General features: G+C 63.3%; 14 protein-coding genes. 2 read left to right on the top strand and 12 right to left on the bottom strand.

The window, feature by feature from the left end:
• Window positions 1-6: 6 nt before the first annotated feature.
• The 7 genes from tssK to ACTJKQ_RS01825 all read right to left on the bottom strand — a co-directional run bounded on the left by tssK (window position 7) and on the right by ACTJKQ_RS01825 (window position 8,191).
• A complete protein-coding gene (tssK, locus tag ACTJKQ_RS01855; RefSeq protein WP_440595821.1) occupies window positions 7-1,341 on the bottom strand; it encodes a type VI secretion system baseplate subunit TssK in 1,335 nt (444 codons plus the stop codon).
• A 4-nt stretch (window positions 1,342-1,345) separates the two neighbouring features.
• Complete coding sequence (gene tssJ / locus ACTJKQ_RS01850) at window positions 1,346-1,924, bottom strand: type VI secretion system lipoprotein TssJ (protein ID WP_233250246.1); 579 nt, start codon at window positions 1,922-1,924, stop codon at window positions 1,346-1,348.
• Window positions 1,925-1,962: 38 nt separating this feature from the next.
• Window positions 1,963-2,751 carry a PP2C family protein-serine/threonine phosphatase gene (locus ACTJKQ_RS01845; RefSeq protein WP_440595820.1) on the bottom strand — a complete coding sequence of 263 codons (789 nt, stop codon included), beginning with the start codon at window positions 2,749-2,751 and terminating at the stop codon, window positions 1,963-1,965.
• Window positions 2,748-4,850: a type VI secretion system-associated FHA domain protein TagH gene (tagH, locus tag ACTJKQ_RS01840; protein ID WP_440595819.1), complete on the bottom strand. Its 2,103-nt coding sequence runs from the start codon at window positions 4,848-4,850 to the stop codon at window positions 2,748-2,750. Before tagH ends, ACTJKQ_RS01845 begins: the two co-directional genes overlap by 4 nt.
• A gap of 33 nt (window positions 4,851-4,883) precedes the next feature.
• Window positions 4,884-5,360 (bottom strand): TssQ family T6SS-associated lipoprotein, encoded by a 477-nt coding sequence (locus ACTJKQ_RS01835; RefSeq protein ID WP_440595818.1) that lies wholly within the window; start codon window positions 5,358-5,360, stop codon window positions 4,884-4,886.
• A gap of 4 nt (window positions 5,361-5,364) precedes the next feature.
• Complete coding sequence (locus ACTJKQ_RS01830; RefSeq protein WP_440595817.1) at window positions 5,365-6,117, bottom strand: PEGA domain-containing protein; 753 nt, start codon at window positions 6,115-6,117, stop codon at window positions 5,365-5,367.
• A gap of 100 nt (window positions 6,118-6,217) precedes the next feature.
• The gene (locus ACTJKQ_RS01825; protein WP_440595816.1) at window positions 6,218-8,191 is read right to left on the bottom strand and encodes a protein kinase domain-containing protein; all 1,974 of its coding nucleotides are present in this window, start codon (window positions 8,189-8,191) and stop codon (window positions 6,218-6,220) included.
• A 769-nt stretch (window positions 8,192-8,960) separates the two neighbouring features.
• Between ACTJKQ_RS01825 and ACTJKQ_RS01820 the strand changes: the two genes are divergently transcribed.
• Entirely contained in the window at window positions 8,961-9,443 is a 483-nt protein-coding gene (locus tag ACTJKQ_RS01820; RefSeq protein WP_056059598.1) for an Hcp family type VI secretion system effector, read from the top strand.
• Window positions 9,444-9,667: 224 nt separating this feature from the next.
• Here the strand turns inward: ACTJKQ_RS01820 and ACTJKQ_RS01815 are convergent, their stop codons facing one another.
• Window positions 9,668-11,743, bottom strand: coding sequence for a putative bifunctional diguanylate cyclase/phosphodiesterase (locus ACTJKQ_RS01815; protein WP_440595815.1), 2,076 nt, complete (start codon window positions 11,741-11,743; stop codon window positions 9,668-9,670).
• Between the two features lie 93 nt (window positions 11,744-11,836).
• Between ACTJKQ_RS01815 and dbpA the strand changes: the two genes are divergently transcribed.
• Window positions 11,837-13,255, top strand: a complete 1,419-nt coding sequence (dbpA, locus tag ACTJKQ_RS01810; RefSeq protein WP_440595814.1) for an ATP-dependent RNA helicase DbpA — start codon at window positions 11,837-11,839, stop codon at window positions 13,253-13,255.
• A 78-nt stretch (window positions 13,256-13,333) separates the two neighbouring features.
• Here the strand turns inward: dbpA and ACTJKQ_RS01805 are convergent, their stop codons facing one another.
• From ACTJKQ_RS01805 to ACTJKQ_RS01790, 4 genes are all read right to left on the bottom strand, one after another.
• Window positions 13,334-14,026 (bottom strand): ankyrin repeat domain-containing protein, encoded by a 693-nt coding sequence (locus tag ACTJKQ_RS01805; protein WP_440595813.1) that lies wholly within the window; start codon window positions 14,024-14,026, stop codon window positions 13,334-13,336.
• 43 nt (window positions 14,027-14,069) lie between these two features.
• Window positions 14,070-14,564 carry a GlcG/HbpS family heme-binding protein gene (locus tag ACTJKQ_RS01800; protein WP_056745563.1) on the bottom strand — a complete coding sequence of 165 codons (495 nt, stop codon included), beginning with the start codon at window positions 14,562-14,564 and terminating at the stop codon, window positions 14,070-14,072.
• A 139-nt stretch (window positions 14,565-14,703) separates the two neighbouring features.
• Entirely contained in the window at window positions 14,704-15,336 is a 633-nt protein-coding gene (locus tag ACTJKQ_RS01795; RefSeq protein ID WP_440595812.1) for a response regulator transcription factor, read from the bottom strand.
• Window positions 15,326-16,870, bottom strand: a complete 1,545-nt coding sequence (locus ACTJKQ_RS01790) for a sensor histidine kinase (protein WP_440595811.1) — start codon at window positions 16,868-16,870, stop codon at window positions 15,326-15,328. The genes ACTJKQ_RS01795 and ACTJKQ_RS01790 overlap by 11 nt, the downstream gene beginning before the upstream one ends.
• Between the last annotated feature and the right edge of the window lie 281 nt (window positions 16,871-17,151).

Raw genomic sequence — 17,151 nt, 5'->3', positions numbered from 1 at the left:
GTGTTCTTATCTGCGGATCGCCCAGAATTCCAACCCCAGCTCCGGGAACTCGCCCGAGACATGCATGGCTAGGCCCCCTGAGCTGTTGAGCTGGCGCCACAGGTCGTGTGTGGTGTCAACCTCAAAGTAGGAGTACCCCGCGTGATAGGGGATTTCGCGTGGAGCCACGGACAGCGATCGCAGGGTGACGCCGGGCAGGTGGAGGTTGACGAGGTCCCGGATCTTCTCGACAGGCCCCAGCTTCGTCTGGGTGGGAAAGTGGGTGCGCAGGAATTCCACCGTGGTCTGGGCGTGTACTGCCAACACGAAATCGCAGGTGGTCAGCAGCTCGGTGGACGGGATGAGGGCTACACGAACGCCGTATTGCCGCTCCTGCAGCTCGATCTGGATAGCGTTTTGCTCAAGCACCGACGAAAGGCCGCGGCGCAGTTCCAGCATCAAGGGCGGAAAGCAGCTGCGCAGGTCGTCGTGGTCATAAGCCGGCAGTGGCGCGGGGCGTCGTTGCTCGCGGGTGAAGGTGGACAGCTCGCCCGCCATTTTCAGGAGGTCATCGAAGAGGCGCTCAGGGTGAATGCTGCGAATCCTGACCCAATGTTCTACCGCGGGCTCCCATCGGTTGATGAATTGCAGCATCAGGAAGTCACCCACCTCGCCGACACCGCCGCGCCCTGGCTGGATCAGCCGCTCCTCCAGCGCGACGCCCCGCTGGCGCAACAGGCCGTGAAGTTCTCGGCAAAACGCGAATAGTGCGGATGTTTCAGAGTTGTTGACGACAGTCGGGATGAAGGTTTTGTCCAGCAACGCTGCTCCATCCGCCTTGCGTTCCACCACGTGGGCCACGGGCAGAGATACCCAACCGTCGGAAAGATCGTGTGATGTGCGCAGGCTGAACCGGGCGATGCCCAACTGCACCTCCGCCGGCTGCGCGCCAACGTCGTTAATGTCTGCCACTTCCAGCACCTGCGCTTGGTAACGCGTCATGCCTGCGTCGTCGTCGGCAAGGGTTACTTCTGCGCCGCTACGCCGCCGCAGCGGGAGTGACAGATGGATCAGCGTGTCTTTGGTGTTCTTCCCCACATCAAACGGTAGTGGGGCATCGTCCACATCCGGGATCCTGAACGGCGTGCCGTCAGGTAGCACACCTTGCGCAGAGATCAGTGCAACCTTGCCGAGGGCCAGCATCTGGGTGTCCAGGGTCAGCTCTGAAAACCCCCAGTAGAAAGGCTGGGCGGAAAGACTGCGCCCTTGGATCAGAAAGTCCAGGTGTCGCTCTTGTTGTTGAAAGTGCTGAGGGCGCAGGAACATCCCTTCCGCCCACACCACCTTGCGTTGCCAAACCATGGTTCTACCTTGAAGTGATTTGATGTTGAACCCGTACGGCGTCGCGCGAGACCGTGACCAGGTAGTGAACGGGTTTGAGCCGCTGTGTTTCTCCAAGGCCCCACCAGCGGCGGCGCATTTCCACCGAGTTCGGGGCATCGACATGTGCACGCCAGGTGCTGCGCTCGAGGTCGCGATAGCTGGCGAAGAAACCGAAGGCACGCACGTCGGGGTTGCCTTTGCGTTCGATGACGCGGCGCTCACCCGGTGCAATCAGGATCTCTTCTCGCCGCACGAAGTCGCCGCCGAGCTGGCTTTCGTCCTTGTCCAACAGGTCGAAGAAGCTGGAGCGTTCGAAGGTGACGGGAGTGCGCAATTCGTAGATGCGCAGCAGTACGGGCTTGGGCATGCCGTCCACGTCAGGGTTCAGGCTGCGCTCGGCGATGATCTCGATGACGGCTGGCGGCACCCCGGTGGGCGCCTCGCTGGGGCGATTGAGTGTGTTCACCACGCCGCATCCGGACAGAGGCAGCGCTGCCATTGACAGCCAGTGGGTGGTCTTCAGGATCGTTCGCCTTGATACGGCTTTCTTGGTCATCTGCATGGCGGCATCCTCCCGTTCAGTGGGCAGTTCGATTCAGTTCAGTTGACGGTCTGGTTTGGGGATACCCACACGGCCAGCGCACTGAGGTTGTCCTGATGGGGACGGTCTTTGGAGCGAACGGCTTCCGCCATGTCCTGTAGCCAGACGTCGGGCCGCTCTGCGGCCCGCAGCGCTTGTTCCATCGCGGACTCGTGTAGGTTTTCCCATAGTCCGTCGGAGCACAGCAGAAAGGCGTCACCCTCTGTCAGCTCCACGGATTCAGGCAGCACGGTGGGCGGTACCTGCGACTCGGCACCCACTGCACCGGCCAGGACACTGCGATTGGGCAGCGACCTGGGATCGCCGTTGGCATACAAGCCAGCGTGCAAAAGCTGCTGCACAACGCTGTGGTCTTCGGTCATGCGGTGAACCCGGCCTTCCCGGAACCAGTAAAGGCGCGAGTCGCCCCAATGCGCCCACAGCGCGCGGCCGGTGACCGGATCTATGCACAGCAGGACCACGGTGGCGCTCATGTGCATCCGCGAAACGGAGGTGGGCTGTTCTTCAGATACTGTATGTTCGGCGCGAAAGATGAGCGATGCTAGGCTGGCTGGCGCAAACATAGGGTTCTCGCGGTAACCTCCGAGTACGGCGTCCACCGTCAGGCGCGCGGCCAGCGCACCGTTGCCATGGCCTCCAGCTCCATCCGCCAGGGTGCAGCAAAAGCCTCTCGATCCCAGATCTATCATGCCTAGGTAATCTTCGTTGGAGGCACGGCCGCCTTTGTCGGTGATGGCCGATACCGACAGCCGCAGGCGGTGCGACTCTCCTGCGATATGTGCGATCACGAATGCTCCTCGGCAGACTGTGCGGCGGCTTCGTATGCGTTCACAAAGGTTTTCCCGGAGAACGCCATGAGGTCGTCTTCTGCATGGCGACGCACCGAGTCATATTGCTGCTGGAAGTCGTCCCACAAGGCGGCTTTGCGATGCACTCTGGATATTTTGGTTAGCAGGCTAGACGCTACCGCAGCGTTCTTCTCTAGCTCTGCTGGGCTGAGGCTTGCCACGGCTTCTGAGTAGGCGGCTCGTATGCCGGCCATCAGTGCGATCTGGTGTACCGCCAGGTCTTTGTACGCTTCCTTCATTGCGGGTACCGGCTTCATGAATCCCGGAAACGTCTGTCCAATAAGCTGCAGCATCACACCGTCTGCCGTCGGCAGGAACTTGAGGGGGTTGTTGGCCCCGGAGGCAATGATCGTGACGTCCGCTCGGAATTCACGTTTGATTTCCGAGCGCGCGGAGAGGAGGTCGATAGAGCCTTGTACCGCTACCCGCAGTGCTTCGCCGAAAGCGCGCATGAAATCCGGCGTGATGGTGACGTGTGCTTTGCCTTGCTCTATCCCCGCGCCTTGGAGAAAAGCAGCGGCGAGTGCATCCGATGAAGCTACCGTTGTCTGCGCCGTTACGTGGGCGTCAGCGGCGGTCGGTGTCGGCGCAGGGGGTGACGCGGGCTGCGTGGCGTGCGTGGGGATCGCGTTCTCCCGTAGGTGCGGCGGCTGGATATCTGCGATCTTCAGCAAGTCCTCCTCCCGCAGTGCCTGCGCAGCGTCTCCGCCGTCGAACAGAGCCAAGTCCAGCTCTTGCATGGCGTGAAGTCCTGCCCCTACAACAGACTCAACGGGCGGCGCAGCCACCGGAGTTGCCTCGACGTTGAGGCGGTTGGTGGCGGGGAGCCCATGGGTGACCGCAGCTGGCAGCTCTGTCGCATGGCGCCGTTGGGCATCGCGGGGCATGTTGAACACCTGGGCCAAATCCGAGCCGCGGGACATGCCATGGTCTTCTGGCTCCACATACATCGACTCCCCGGGCTCACGAAAGAGCTTCAGCGGGTTCAGTTCGATGGCTGGATCCAACTGCTTGGGCAGCCCGGTATGCGCAGCATTGTCCATTTCGCCCGCCAAATGCCCCGTTTTGGGCAATGCCTGGAGCAGGCCATCGTTCTTGAGTTGAACCACTTCAGCCAAGCTCTTGGCGGCAAGATTCCCGCTCCAGGGGTCACGCTGGAGGGCTTGCTCCCTGGGATCAACTGCGAATGGGTTGAAGTCGTCGGGAATGACCATCGCTCGATGCGCTGTCGGCGATGCCTGTGTGGGCCTGGCTGTAGCGGCAGAAATATCGAACGGGTGGGGTGGGGCGTGTTCCGTCGGAATGTCTGCATGCAGCCCGTCCGTAACAGGGGCGGCAGAGGCCGATTGCGCCACTGTCAGTGCCGCGGCGGGCCCTGGCCCGTTGGCGGACCGTTCAGGGACGAGCGCTGCCGCAGAGCGGGCCTCGACCCGTCCAAGCATTGCGAAGGGGCTGGCCTCCGCATCGTGCTGCGATGGTGCTTCGGGCAGGGACGAGAGCAAGAGGCCTGACAGGTGTGCGTCTCCTCCGACAATGTCTGGTATGTCTGCCCAGGGGTTGGGCAGGGAGGCGAGCCCGATCGCCGAGGTTGCGGCATTGGCGCTCGGTGTGGATGTACCCGGCTGTATGTCACTGCCGGCTGCCGATGTGGCCTCCGAGATGCCTTCTGTGAACGCGCGGGAGACCTTCGCCTGGGTAGCCTGCGCATCCTGGTGTTGCCCTGGAATGACTGCGCGCAGTTGATATGGACCAATGCCTATGCTTGTGCCGGGTACAAGCGGTACCTCTTGCCCGGACAGCACCTCCAGCCCGTTTACGCGCACTGAGCGGCGTTCGCACAGATTGGCGATATAGGCTCGGTCGGAGTCAAGGCGGACCATGGCATGCACGCGCGCGACCATCGCGTCGTCATCGGGCAATACCAGCTTGTTTTGCCCTGCACGACCCACGGTCCCGCCTGCCATCCCAAAGATGGCGGACCAATAGCGGCAGACCGGGCTACCCGCTTCGTGTGTGACCACCAGTTCTATCTTGTCCATTGCGTATTTGCGCGTGCGTTGTCTGGAGGAGCGTCAAGATGTCTTGCGGGTGTTGCGCTTGGAACGCGCAGCATTGCGGGCATTGATGAATTCACGGCCCCAGACCGGGTGGCCCTTTTCTGCCTCGGTGAGTTGGAACGTGGGGTCCTGCTCGAGGGCGAGTTCGAACTGCTGTCGGCAGGGGCGCGGCCGCCCTGCGGCGCAGTGGCTGAAGGCCATGAACTTGCGGGCCTTGATTTGCAATGTCAGCGGTAGCTCGGGGGCGTCGGCAAGAGGTGTGAGCTTGACGATGGCTTCATCGAACTGCCCTTCTGCGTACGCGTTCAATGCTTCGGTCAGCTGTACCTCTTTCTGCGCGCGCGGATCCACCGGTGCGACGGGCTCGGGAGCTGGTGGCGGTGGTGGCGGTGCTTCCACCTGCGGCTCGGGGGGCTTTGGCGCTGTTTCGCAAGCGGCCAGGAGAAGGCTGGCGCAGGCGACGATCAAGGCGCTCCAGTAACGGTTTCGCATGGATTTATCTCGCGTCAAAGTCATGGGTGATCGTGATCGGTTGATCTGGCTCGACCTTGAGCGTTTTGCGCACGGTATCGAAGCCGGGGTTGCTGAATTCAATGTTGTGTGAGCCTGGGGGGAGCTTGAGTTCTGTGAGCGGAGGAGTCACGCCCACTCGCTTTCCATTGAGAGTCACATGGGCCCACGGTGAAACGCGCAGCTGAATGTTGTTCTCGGAGCGGGTGGGCCTCCGCGAACCCAGTGCCATTGGGGACGTCGGTTCGAACGATGGTGTGGGATAGCCTGCAACGGCCAACAGCGGCGTGATGGCTGTGATCACAGTGCTGTTGAGCGAAAAGGTAAGAGCGTTGCCATTCCCTGGGGAAGATCCTTGACTGTTGCTGAAACTTGCCAAGGACCGGCCGCACTTTGCGCCGCGCTGGCTGTATGCCTTCGTATAGGCATCCCGCCACGGCGTGTTCTGCAGCTCGTACGCTTCGAGCGTGAACGAAGGGCGCGCGTCGAAAGCTGCGTTGAATGCGGTGTCGCACCGGGCCCATTCCCGATTGGTGCAATAAATGAACGCAAGGTATTTATGGGCAGTAGATCGCTCGTGCCCATCTGTCAGACCTGCAAACAGTGAAGCCTGTAGTGCTTTTTCTGCTAGCTCCAGCTTTCGCGTCTCGTAGAGCGATATGCCCTGTCCCAGATATTGACGTCCAGCCGAAGAAACCGAGTTCCCCGCTTCAGGTGTGCTTGGTTCGTTGCAATCCACCGAGGCGATTGCAGTGCTGAGACCCAGGCACAGGCAACAAGCTCCCCATCGCAGTAAAGCGTTTATTGGCATATCGACAGCAGGCGCTCGCGGACGTGAATTATTCGAACTGGTGACTGATCACCACCGGCTCGCCTTTTTTGACCTGGACTGTCTTGGTGACTGGCGCTGCGGCCGGATTGCTCACGTCAATGCGATGCAAGCCTTCAGGAAGCTCGATGGAAGTCAGTGGTGGCGTGGTTCCCAAAGAGTTGCCGTTCACCGAGATCCGGCCCCATGGGCTTACGCGCAGAACAACACGCCCTACTTCGCCCGCTGTCTTTGGCGGAGTCTTGGCTGCTACTACCCAATCTGCAACGGCAGGATCTCCTTTGGGTGCAGGCGGTGGCGTCGTCGCTGCCACTGCCACGGCCTTTGAGGCCGTTGTTGCAGGCGGCTCTGACGCTGAGGGGGCAGAGGTCGCGGCAACGACAGGCTGGGTGGGTGCTGACGCTAAGGCAGGTGGCGGCGGACTGACAACCGGTTCTAGAAATTCCAGACGATTGATGAGGGCCATCGCTTCGCTGCGATGCTTGCCCTTCGGGTAGGCGCTCAGGTACGAGTCCAGCATGGCTACAGAGCCCGCAGCTTGTGCTTCTTTCCAATGTTGGTCTTCCAGATTCAGTGCTATCTCTTCCGCCGACTGGTGCGCGGCCACGTCGTGCTTGGTCAACCAAAGAACCAACGCAGTGGCTACGAACAGCGCGAGGGCCGCAATCGTCCATCGCAGCGTCAAAGCGCGTGTGCGCGTGTGTCGCAGATCGCTGCTGATCTCCGCATTTTGGCGTTCTCGAGCGTCCGGCTTCGCGGGCAGTTGGGGCGTTGCTGTGGCGTTGCTAGTTAATGCAGCAGACGATGTCTGGGGGGCAAACTTCAGTATGTCGATGTCGCTGGCGACGACTGCTGCTTGCGGAAGTGTCTGGTTCGCATGGGTGGCCATCGCGGTAACGGGCTCGCGCTGAGCGGGTTCTGCCGAATGGTTTAACGGCAATGATGCGTTGGCCTCGGTAACTACGCCAGTGGGTTTCAACGAGCCATGCAGGCCCGTGTTGTCCGAGGCTGCGAGCGTTGGATGGGGGAGCGAAGAGGTAACCACCTGCGCACCTGGTAAGACATCGTGCCAGGGCGCATGCATGGGCATGGTGAACGTTGTGATGCCGAGCAGATCCTTGAGTGCAGCAATCGTCTGTGGTCGCTCCTGAGGTTTCACCGCCAATGCGTGACCCACTCCACGCAGAAACTGGGATGAGTATCCTGGGTAGTCAGCGGGCGATAAAGCTGCCACCGGATCGTTGATCATTCTGGCGACCGATGTTGCTGGTGGCTTCCCGGTGATTGCTAGGTAGAGCATCGCGCCAATTTGGTAGATGTCGGTCCATGCTCCCTGTGGCATGGCGCCGTCATCTACGTACTGTTCAATGGGAGCGAAGCCTGGCTTCAACACCATCGTCAGGGCCTGCGTCATGTCACCGATGATTCGCCGAGCGGCCCCAAAATCGAGCAGCACAGGCATCCCTGAGTTTTGCAGGAATACGTTATCGGGAGCGATATCGCGGTGGTAGCAATCGGCTGCATGCAGCATCTCGACGACATCGAGGATGGGGCCTACGATCGCGGCCAGCATGCGTTGATTCATGCGTTCTTGTTGGGCATTCAAAAATGCTCGGAACGTCTGCCCTTCGTAATGGCGCATGACCATGTAGGCCGTGCCGTTCAGTTCGAAAAATCGGTACACATGTACCAGGGCTGGATGCGAGAACTTGGCCAGCAGTCGGGCTTCGTTGATGAAGCTTCGCAGCCCGGCATCGAATGCCCCACGATGCTGCGAACGGACGTGGATTTCGTTGGATGATTTACGCCCCGCCAACGTGGCGGGCATGTATTCCTTGATGGCAACAATCCTGTCAAGGCTCACATCGCGGGCGCGATACACAATGCCAAAACCACCTTCTCCAATGACGTCCAACAGCCGGTATTCACCGATATGGACGCCCGGCGCGAGGCAGTTTGCCGAACCTCCTGCGGTCTCAATCATCACGTGGCTCCCTGTGTATTCATCGCCTCATCGGCTTTTCCCAAGCGGTCAGTAGATCTTCAGTGCTACTGCAATCGGAGCTGACCCTGCCTGCTCTTGCAATGTGCTGACTTGTCTCGCTGTGTATGCCATTTACGTTGTCGCAGCTTGACCGCTGCAACTTGTCGGACTACTGCGCCCCTGAGGTATGGAAGACTGTTTCAACGCCCTCAATCGTTTTCGATGGACGGGGAAGGCTCTGGCATCTTTGTTTCTTCGCCAAGCCACTAGAGTCAATCATTGGCACAACCCTTCGCAGTCATGTTCGCCTCCTGAAGAGCACTCATCGCCAAGTTGCTTGTAGTGCGTTTGTGGCGGGCGAGTCTAACGTGGACAAATTGCAAAAAACGTCACAAAACCACGACTTCAGATGCCGCGAAACACACTGTTGCTAATGTTGCTGAGAGCCGCTGAATTGCTGTGACTTGATACCCCTCCGGGCGCTTGGCGTCCGTATCATCCGCCCGCCAACAAGCTTGCGAGGGAGGGGAATTCAAGCAAGCGAAGCTCCATATGCACAAACAAACACACGTTTCCAAGGTGAGCGTAGTGGTGGCGTATGGCACAGTATTTGCGCATGTCTCGCATGCCGGCTGTGAGCTTCGTACCTCTCCTTCAGTCGTGAATTCTGTGGGGGCGCAACGCTGCCTCTGCGGAAATTGAGAGCGTGCGTGTGCCGTTCAAGCAACGGCGCCTGCAACGCATTTTTGAACCAAGGAGAGGTACCCGAATGACAGTTGCGATTTTTATGAAGGTGGAAGGTGCGAGCGGTGAATCGAAAGACGCAGCGCACAAGGATTGGACGGATGTCGAGTCGTTTACCTGGGGTGTGACCCAGCCGCACTCTATGGCCTCTGGTGGTGGTGCCGGTGCCGGTAAGGCTGACTTTCAAAACCTGAATGTTGTCGCCAACATCGACAAGTGCTATCCCGCCGTGCTCAAGCATTGCGCCACGGGCAAGCATTTGGGTCAGGTAGAAATTTCGATGTGCAAGGCCGGTGGCACGCAGATTGAATTCGGCAAGATCACCCTGACGGACGTGATGGTTACCAACGTGACCGTCAGCGGTACAAGTTCTGGCGACACCGTGGTCGTGAACTACGCGTTCCAGGCTGCCAAGATCAAGACGGAGTACTCCGAACAGACCAACCAAGGCGGCAAGGGCGCTACCAGCCAGATGGGCTTCAGCATCAAAGAAAACAAGGAAGCCTGAACGCACGGCTGCTTGTGATAGCGCCCACTTGGGTGAGCGCTATCCAAGTGTCGTACTGTAGGGCGCCGGCTTTCCTGCAAGCGTTCGCTCTCGGCCTCTGTGACTTGTGAGATCGACGCGATTCGATGTGCGAGCAGGAAATGAGAGCGGGCCCAGCCGTTGGCTGCCGCTAAGCCATTTCACCGAGAACTGGGGGGCTGGCGGTCCATCCGTCGGAAACGGTTTTACCCACTACCGTTACTCTCCAGCCATTCCCGCGCAATCGTCTCATCCATCGGTACCGACACCACAAACCCCTGGATCACATCGCACCCCAGTTCCTTGAGCAATGCGATCTGCCCTTGCGTCTCCACCCCTTCCGCCACCGTCTTGAGCTGCAGGCTGCGGGCCATCTGGATGATGGCGGTGACGATGGCGACGTCGTCGGCACTGCCGGGGGTGTCGGTGACAAATGACCGGTCGATCTTGAGCTTGTCGATGGGGTAGCGCTTCAGATATGCCAGGGAGGAGTACCCGGTGCCGAAGTCATCGATGGAGATGCCGACGCCCAATGCCTTGACGGCGTGCAGGGTGTTCAGGGTCTGGCCAGTCTGGTGCATGAGCACGGACTCGGTCAGTTCGATCTCCAGGTATTGCGGTTCCAGCCCTGTTTCCTGGAGGACGGCCGCGATTTCAGCGGCCACATCGCGCTGGCGGAATTCGAGGGCCGAGAGGTTGACTGCCACGGGCACCTTGGCCAGGCCCTGGTCCTGCCAGGCTTTGAGCTGGCGGCAGGCTTCGCGCATCACCCAGCGGCCGATGGGCGTGATGAGGCCCCGTGACTCCGAGAACGTGATGAACTCGTCGGGCCCCACCAGCCCACGCTCGGGGTGGAGCCATCGCACCAGCGCTTCCAGGCCTTGCAGCGAACCGTCGGCCAGGCAAATTTGCGGCTGGTAGTGCAGCACGAAGTCGTTGCGTGCAATGGCGTCGCGCAGCAGGCGCTCCTGGTGCAGCACATCGAGGGCACTGGCCTCCATGCTGGTGGCGTAGAACTGGCGGTTGCCGCGCCCGCTGTCCTTGGCATGCTGCATGGCCGCATCGGCGCAGCGCAGCAGCATGTCGGCGCTGCCGCCGTGGTCCGGGTACAGGCTGATGCCGATGGACGGGGAGATGGTGAGCGGCAGCTGATCGACCGTGAAAACGCCGTGCATGGACTCCAGCAGCTTGTCGGCCACCATGGCCGCGTCTTCGGGCGTCTGCACGTCGGTCAGCACCACCACAAACTCGTCGCCGCCGATGCGCGCGACCACGTCGGCATCGCGCACACCCTGGCGCAGTCGCTCGGCGACGTTGCACAGCAGCTGGTCGCCCGCATGGTGGCCGAGCGAGTCGTTCACGGTCTTGAAATGGTCCAGGTTCATGAACAGCACCGCCACACGGCCATGCCGCCGGCGGGCCAGCGACAGCACCTGCGACAGCTGCTCCATCAGGAAGTGCCGGTTGGGCAATTGTGTGAGGGGGTCATGCAGTGCGATGAAAGCTTCGCGCTCCTGCGCCTGTTTGCGGGCCGTGATATCGCGCACCACCACGATGCGGTAGTCGGCATGGTGCAGGGGCATGGTCTTGCCGACGACCTCGACGGGGATGGGATGCCCATCCTTGTGGCGGATGGTGACTTCGTACGGATCCTCCCGTCCGCTGCGGGTGTATTCCAGCGCGGTGGCGCGCCACTCGGGGCTGATGAAGTTGAAGATCGACAGGCCCAGCACTTCGTGCAGTGCAAATCCCGTCAAGCGGTACAGTGCCTCGTTGCCGTCGGTGATGATGCCGTCGCGATGGAACACGATGGCTTCGTCCGTGGCCTCGGTGAACTTGCGCATGCGTTCTTCGCTCTGGCGTACCTCGCGCTCGGCGCGCCAACGCTCGGTGATGTCGGTGATCAGCACAAAGGAGCCGAGCTGCAGCCCCGCGTTGCCAAAATGCGGGATCAGGTTGACCTCGATCATCCGCACCTCGCCGTTGGGCAGGGTTTGCTCGCGCGTGTATTTCACGCGCTCACCGTGCGAGCATCGCTCCACGTACGGCTGGATGGCCTGCCAGGCCTTGTCGCCAATCGCCTCCTGCACGGTCAGGCCCAGGATGGATTCGGTGCTGTGGCCGTTGTAGGCGGCGTAGCCCTGGTTGGCGAACTGGCAGCGCAGGCCTGGCAGGTCGTAGTAAGCCATCAGGGCCGGGACCGAGTCGGCGATCAGGCGCAGCAGCGAGTCGCTGGAACCCCCTTGACCTGGCGTGTTGGCTGCGTTGGATGAGTCTGGCATGGACCGCTCGGTACGTATCTGTTTGTTATAGCCGATACACCTGACGGAAGCGTAAGGTAGTTGCCCGGATACCCCGCACCGGATAATCCGCCCATGACCTCCAAAGAAAACCAAGCCCGCACTGATTTCAGCGCGCTGGCCCTGAGCCCCGCCATGCTGGCCAACCTGCAGCAGCTGGGCTACACCACGATGACGCCCATCCAGGCGGCCAGCCTGCCGCCCGCCCTGCTGGGCAAGGACCTGATCGCCCAGGCCAGCACCGGCAGCGGCAAGACCGCCGCGTTTGCGCTGGCGCTGCTGGCCAACCTCAACCCCCGCCGCTTTGCGGTACAGGCCCTGGTGCTGTGCCCCACGCGCGAGCTGGCCGACCAGGTGACCACTGAAATCCGCCGCCTGGCGCGTGCCGAAGAAAACATCAAGGTCGTGACCCTGTGCGGCGGCGTGCCGCTGCGCGGCCAGATGCTGAGCCTGGAGCATGGCGCGCACATCGTGGTGGGCACACCCGGCCGGGTGATGGACCACCTGGAGCGCCAGCACCTGACGCTGGAGGCGCTCAACACCCTGGTGCTCGACGAGGCCGACCGCATGCTCGACATGGGCTTCTTCGACGACATCGTCGTGGTGGCCAAGCAGTGTCCCAAAGAGCGCCAGACCCTGCTGTTCTCGGCCACCTACCCCGAGGGCATCGCCAAGCTGAGCGCCCAGTTCATGAAGTCGCCCGAGCAGATCGCCGTGCAGGCGCAGCATGCCGAGGGCAAGATCGAGCAGCGCTGGTACGAGGTGAAGAACAGCGAGCGCCTGCATGCCGTGTCGCTGCTGCTCAACCACTTCCGGCCCGATTCGTCCATCGCGTTCTGCAACACCAAGCAGCAGTGCCGCGACCTGGTGGCCGTGCTGCAGGCCCAGGGCTTCAGCGCGCTGGCGCTGTTTGGCGAGCTGGAGCAGCGCGAGCGCGACCAGGTGCTGGTGCAGTTTGCCAACAAGAGCTGCTCGGTGCTGGTGGCCACCGACGTGGCCGCGCGCGGGCTGGACATTGCCAACCTGGCCGCCGTGATCAACGTGGACGTGACGCCCGACCCCGAGGTGCACATCCACCGCATCGGCCGCACGGGCCGGGGCGATGCTGAAGGGCTGGCGCTGAACCTGGCCAGCCTGGACGAGATGGGCAGCGTGGGCAAGATCGAACAACTGCAGGGCCGAGAGTCGCGCTGGTTCCCCGTGGCCGACCTGACACCGACCGGCAACGGCCCGCTGGTGCCGCCCATGGTCACCATCCAGATCATCGGTGGCCGCAAGGAGAAGATCCGTGCGGGCGACGTGCTGGGCGCGCTGACCGGCGAGATGGGCTACACCCGAGAGCAGATCGGCAAGATCAACGTGAACGACTTCTCCACCTATGTGGCGGTGGACCGTGCCATCGGCGCCCAAGCTGCCCAGCGCCTGAACCAGGGCCGGGTGAAGGGCAAGACCGTGAAGGCCCGCCTGGTGACGGGAACCCAGGACTTTGAGTAAAAAGCGCCGGATGCGCTAGTCAATCATGCGCCAATAGCTATCAATTTGATAGTAGGTGCGCGTCCTGCCCTGGCGGCATCAGCGCCGTGCTGCGGCAGCCTCCAGCATCCGCACCATCTCTCCAAAGCCCCGCTGGCGCGCCAGCTGCTGGGGCGTGTTGCCCTGCCGGTCGGTCAGTGCCTGGCTGGCCCCCGCCTGTAGCAAGGCTTGCAGTGTGGCCTGGTGGCGCGGACCGCCGTTGCCCAGCACGATGGACTCGATGAGCGCCGTCCAGTGCAGGTTGTTCACATGGTCCAGCGGCGCTCCGGCGGCGATCAACTGACGCACCACGCCGTCGTGTCCCAGGTGGGCGGCGGCGATCAGGGCCGTGCCGTCGTAGCGGCTGGTCACCTGTTTGGCGCTGGCGCCCAGCTGCAGCAGCACGCGCAGCGTGGCCTCGTCGTCGGCCACGGCGGCGATGGTCACGGCGTCGTAGCGGTCGTTCTCCAGCGCATTCAGGTCGGCCCCAGCCTGGGCGAGGGCGCGGATAGCGTCGGCCTGCCGCGCATAGGTGGCCACATGCAGTGGCGTGCGGCCGTAGCCATCGCGGGCATTCACATCGGCCCGCGCTGCGATCAGCTGGGTGAGCCTGGGCACATCGCCCCGCGCCGCAGCGGCATGCAGGCCCTGGTAGGCCGCTGTTTCGGCCGCCGTGGGTGGCACCTGGGCCTGGGCCGGGGTGGCACAGGCCAGTGCGGCGGCCAGGGCGAAAACAAGATTCCACGGCTTCATGGGGGCCTCCGTTGAATGCTTAGGTGCCTGTGGTGGGGCTGGCTTACTTCAGCAAGTCCTGCACCTTGGCGATGCCCGCCACCGCGCACTGCTCGTCCAGGTGGCCGCCGGGTGCACCGCCCACGCCCACAGCGCCGATCACCTCGTTGCCCACCTTCACCGGCACGCCGCCGCCCAGCAGCAGGTAGCCGGGGATGTTCACCAGGTTGGCCGCAGCAGGGTTCTTCTGCGCGCCTTCCATCATGGCCAGCGTGGTGTTCTTGGCCGATGCCGAGGTGTAGGCCTTGAGGCGGCTCGCTTCCAGCGTGTGGGGGCCGGCGTTGTCGGCGCGCTGCACCGCGCGCACGGTGCCTGCGCGGTCCACCACGGTGGCCGTGACGGCGTAGCCGTTGGCGGTGCAGGTGGCCACGGTTTGCGCGGCGATCTGCGTGGCCAGGTCCAGCGACATGTTCTTTTCGGTGCGCACGCCTTCGGCGCTGGCGGCGGTGGCGATCAGGGACAGGGTGAGGGCGGCGACGGTGGCGAGGCGGTTTTGCATGGTGTTCTCCGGTGTTTCTGGGTCGGTGCCACCCGTTGTGGCGCCGTGGGAGAACTGTAGAAATGGCCGCCGTTTTCGGCCATTCGGGCGGCTACGCGCGGGCCTCCGTAGAACTACGGAAAGCCCGCCAAGGGGCAGATCACGCGGCCGCGTCCACCAGCGCCGCGTAGCGCCGGATCAGCTGCGCCAGCGACTCGGCCCCCAGCTTGGCAAACAGGTTGGCGCGGTGTGTTTCCACCGTGCGGGGCGATAGTTCGAGCGCCCGGCCGATTTCCTTGTTGGTCAGACCCTCCACGATCAGTCCCAGCACCTCGCGCTCGCGGGCCGAGAGCTGCGCAAAACGCTCGCGCGCCTGCTGGTCTGCCTGGTGGCGTTCGCGCGAGCGCACATGCTGGCGCACGGCGTTTTGCAGAGCTTCGATCAGCACTTCGTCGTCCACCGGCTTTTCCAGAAACTCGGCCGCGCCAGTCTTGAAGGCGCGGCGGCACATCTCCACCGTGCCATGGCCGGTGAGCAGGATCACGGGCTGGTCCGCGCCCTGCGCCAGCAGTTGCTCCAGCACCGTGAGGCCGCTGATGCCCGGCATGCGCACATCCAGAACGATGGCGCCGATGCTGGCGCGGTCAAACCCGGCCATGAACGACTGCGGGTCGGCCCAGGTCTGCACGCGCAGGCCCACGGTGCTGATGAGCAGGGAGAGGCCCTCGCGCACGGCAGCATCGTCGTCCACCAGGTGGATCAGGGGCGAGAGGGAGGGGGCGCTATCGGTCATCGGTGGGTGGTGCGACTTTGAGGGTCAGCACAAACTCAGCCCCCCGTTGGGCGGCGGATGGGGGCGTGGCTTCGGGCGCCAGGCTCAGATGCGCGCCCATGGCCTGCGCCAGGCTCTCGCACAGCGTGAGGCCCAGGCCCAGGCCGCCGTTGCGTGTGGTGTAGAAGGGCTCGAACAGGTGCTGGCGTGCTTCGGGCGGGATACCGGGGCCGTGGTCGCGCACCGAAAGCGTCACCTGTCCGGCACCAGCCTGCGCCATTGCAAGGTGCAGCTGGCGTTCAGCGAGCGGCACTTGCTCCAGCGCCTGCAGCGCGTTCATCAGCAGGTTGTGGATGATCTGTTGCAGGGCCACGGGTTCGGCCAGCACCGGGGGCAGGTCTGCTGCGGCAGACACCTCGGGCACTACGCCGCGCTGTGCCAGCTCGGGCTCCAGCAGGTGCAGCACGTCCTGCACGGCGGTGGGCAGTGCCAGGGGCTGGGCCTGACCGGCCAGGTCGGGCCGCTCCACCAGGCGGCGCAGGCGGCCCACTACGGTGGATGCGCGGCGCGCCTGCTCCACGGCGCGGGCCATGGCGGTCTGTGCGGTGTCGAGGTCGGGTGGGTCGTCGGCCAGCAGGCGCTGGGCGGCCTGGGTGCTGGACAGCAGGGCGGTCAGCGGCTGGTTCAGCTCGTGGGCCATGCCAGCGGCCAATTCGCCCAATGTGTTCAGCCGCGCCACCTGGCCCAGGCGCAGCAGCTCTTCGGCCCGCTGGCGCGCCACGCGCTGGCGCCACAGTGCGCGGCCTGCGGCCCACAGCGCTGCGGTCAGCAGGCACCAGCCCAACATGCGCCACCAGGGCAGTTCGTGTAGGCCCACGGTGCGGCGGGCCACCACGTCCAGCGGCTGGCTGGCGGCGGCCAGCAGTTTGTGAAAGTCGTAGGTGCGTATGCCGCTGCCCTGGTCGGCCTGGCCGGGCTGCACCACAAAGGCCGTGCCGCCATGCTCCAGCGTCACGCGCACCGGGCTGGCGGCCATGTCCATGGGCCACTCGTCGGTGGGGATGGTGGTGCGCAGGTCGATGTGCAGCGCATAGCTGGCTGGCGTGCCCGCCAGCACCAGGTAGTAACGGCCTGCGGGCAGGTTCAGGCCTGCCGTAGCGGCGTGGCCGGTGCGCCGTGAGGTGGCCTCGGCGGCTGTCAGCTCGGCCTGCAGTGCGGGCGGCCAGTCGCTGTGGGGCGAGCGCTGCAGCACCGCCAGGATCTGCGGATACACCGACGTGAGGCGGGGCAGGGGCGATGCCGCGTTGTGCAGGTCATCCGCCGCAGCGGCTGGCTGCAGCAGCGCCAGCGTGGCCATGATGGCGTCGTGCTGCACCACGCGCTGGCTCAGCAGCCGGTGCACGATCCGCGCGTCGGTCTCAAACGCCGCGTGCAGCTGCTGCAGGCGGTCCACCACCAGCCAGCCGCAACCGATGCAGGCCACTGCCACCCACAACAGCAGGCTGGGCAGGTGCAGGGCGTGTCGGGGCAGAAGGCGGCGCCAGGCGGGGAGCATGCGCGGATTCTGGCATGGGGGCCTTAGAGCCTGTTCAACGTCTTTTTGGAGATCGCATTGGAGTGCAATCGGGAGGAGTGGATGCTTCGGATACGCCGCATGGGCTCGTGCCCATGCAAGCAGCCGGGGCGCCAAAACTCCGAGTTCATCGGCCCGATTTCACTCCAACCCTTCGGGCAAGGGCGTTGTGCGACTCCAAAAAGACGTTGAACAGGCTCTTGGCCGGGGCCTGCTGTTAAACGGCGCTCAGATTCTGAACAGGTTCTTAAGGTGGCTCTGGT

Origin of the sequence: Acidovorax sp. 22279, assembly GCF_052045435.1 — a bacterium.
Classification (GTDB): domain Bacteria; phylum Pseudomonadota; class Gammaproteobacteria; order Burkholderiales; family Burkholderiaceae_C; genus Acidovorax; species Acidovorax delafieldii.
Note: the sequence above shows the minus strand (reverse complement) of the source record. Positions and strands in the feature narration are given on the sequence as shown.

Coding starts and splice junctions, on each gene's coding strand:
- ACTJKQ_RS01800 (WP_056745563.1), bottom strand. CDS start 14,564: ATGCAAAACCGCCTCGCCACCGTCGCCGCCCTCACCCTGTCCCTGATC.
- dbpA (WP_440595814.1), top strand. CDS start 11,837: ATGACCTCCAAAGAAAACCAAGCCCGCACTGATTTCAGCGCGCTGGCC.
- ACTJKQ_RS01835 (WP_440595818.1), bottom strand. CDS start 5,360: ATGCGAAACCGTTACTGGAGCGCCTTGATCGTCGCCTGCGCCAGCCTT.
- ACTJKQ_RS01805 (WP_440595813.1), bottom strand. CDS start 14,026: ATGAAGCCGTGGAATCTTGTTTTCGCCCTGGCCGCCGCACTGGCCTGT.
- ACTJKQ_RS01795 (WP_440595812.1), bottom strand. CDS start 15,336: ATGACCGATAGCGCCCCCTCCCTCTCGCCCCTGATCCACCTGGTGGAC.
- tagH (WP_440595819.1), bottom strand. CDS start 4,850: ATGGACAAGATAGAACTGGTGGTCACACACGAAGCGGGTAGCCCGGTC.
- tssJ (WP_233250246.1), bottom strand. CDS start 1,924: ATGCAGATGACCAAGAAAGCCGTATCAAGGCGAACGATCCTGAAGACC.
- ACTJKQ_RS01790 (WP_440595811.1), bottom strand. CDS start 16,870: ATGCTCCCCGCCTGGCGCCGCCTTCTGCCCCGACACGCCCTGCACCTG.
- ACTJKQ_RS01815 (WP_440595815.1), bottom strand. CDS start 11,743: ATGCCAGACTCATCCAACGCAGCCAACACGCCAGGTCAAGGGGGTTCC.
- ACTJKQ_RS01825 (WP_440595816.1), bottom strand. CDS start 8,191: ATGATTGAGACCGCAGGAGGTTCGGCAAACTGCCTCGCGCCGGGCGTC.
- ACTJKQ_RS01820 (WP_056059598.1), top strand. CDS start 8,961: ATGACAGTTGCGATTTTTATGAAGGTGGAAGGTGCGAGCGGTGAATCG.
- tssK (WP_440595821.1), bottom strand. CDS start 1,341: ATGGTTTGGCAACGCAAGGTGGTGTGGGCGGAAGGGATGTTCCTGCGC.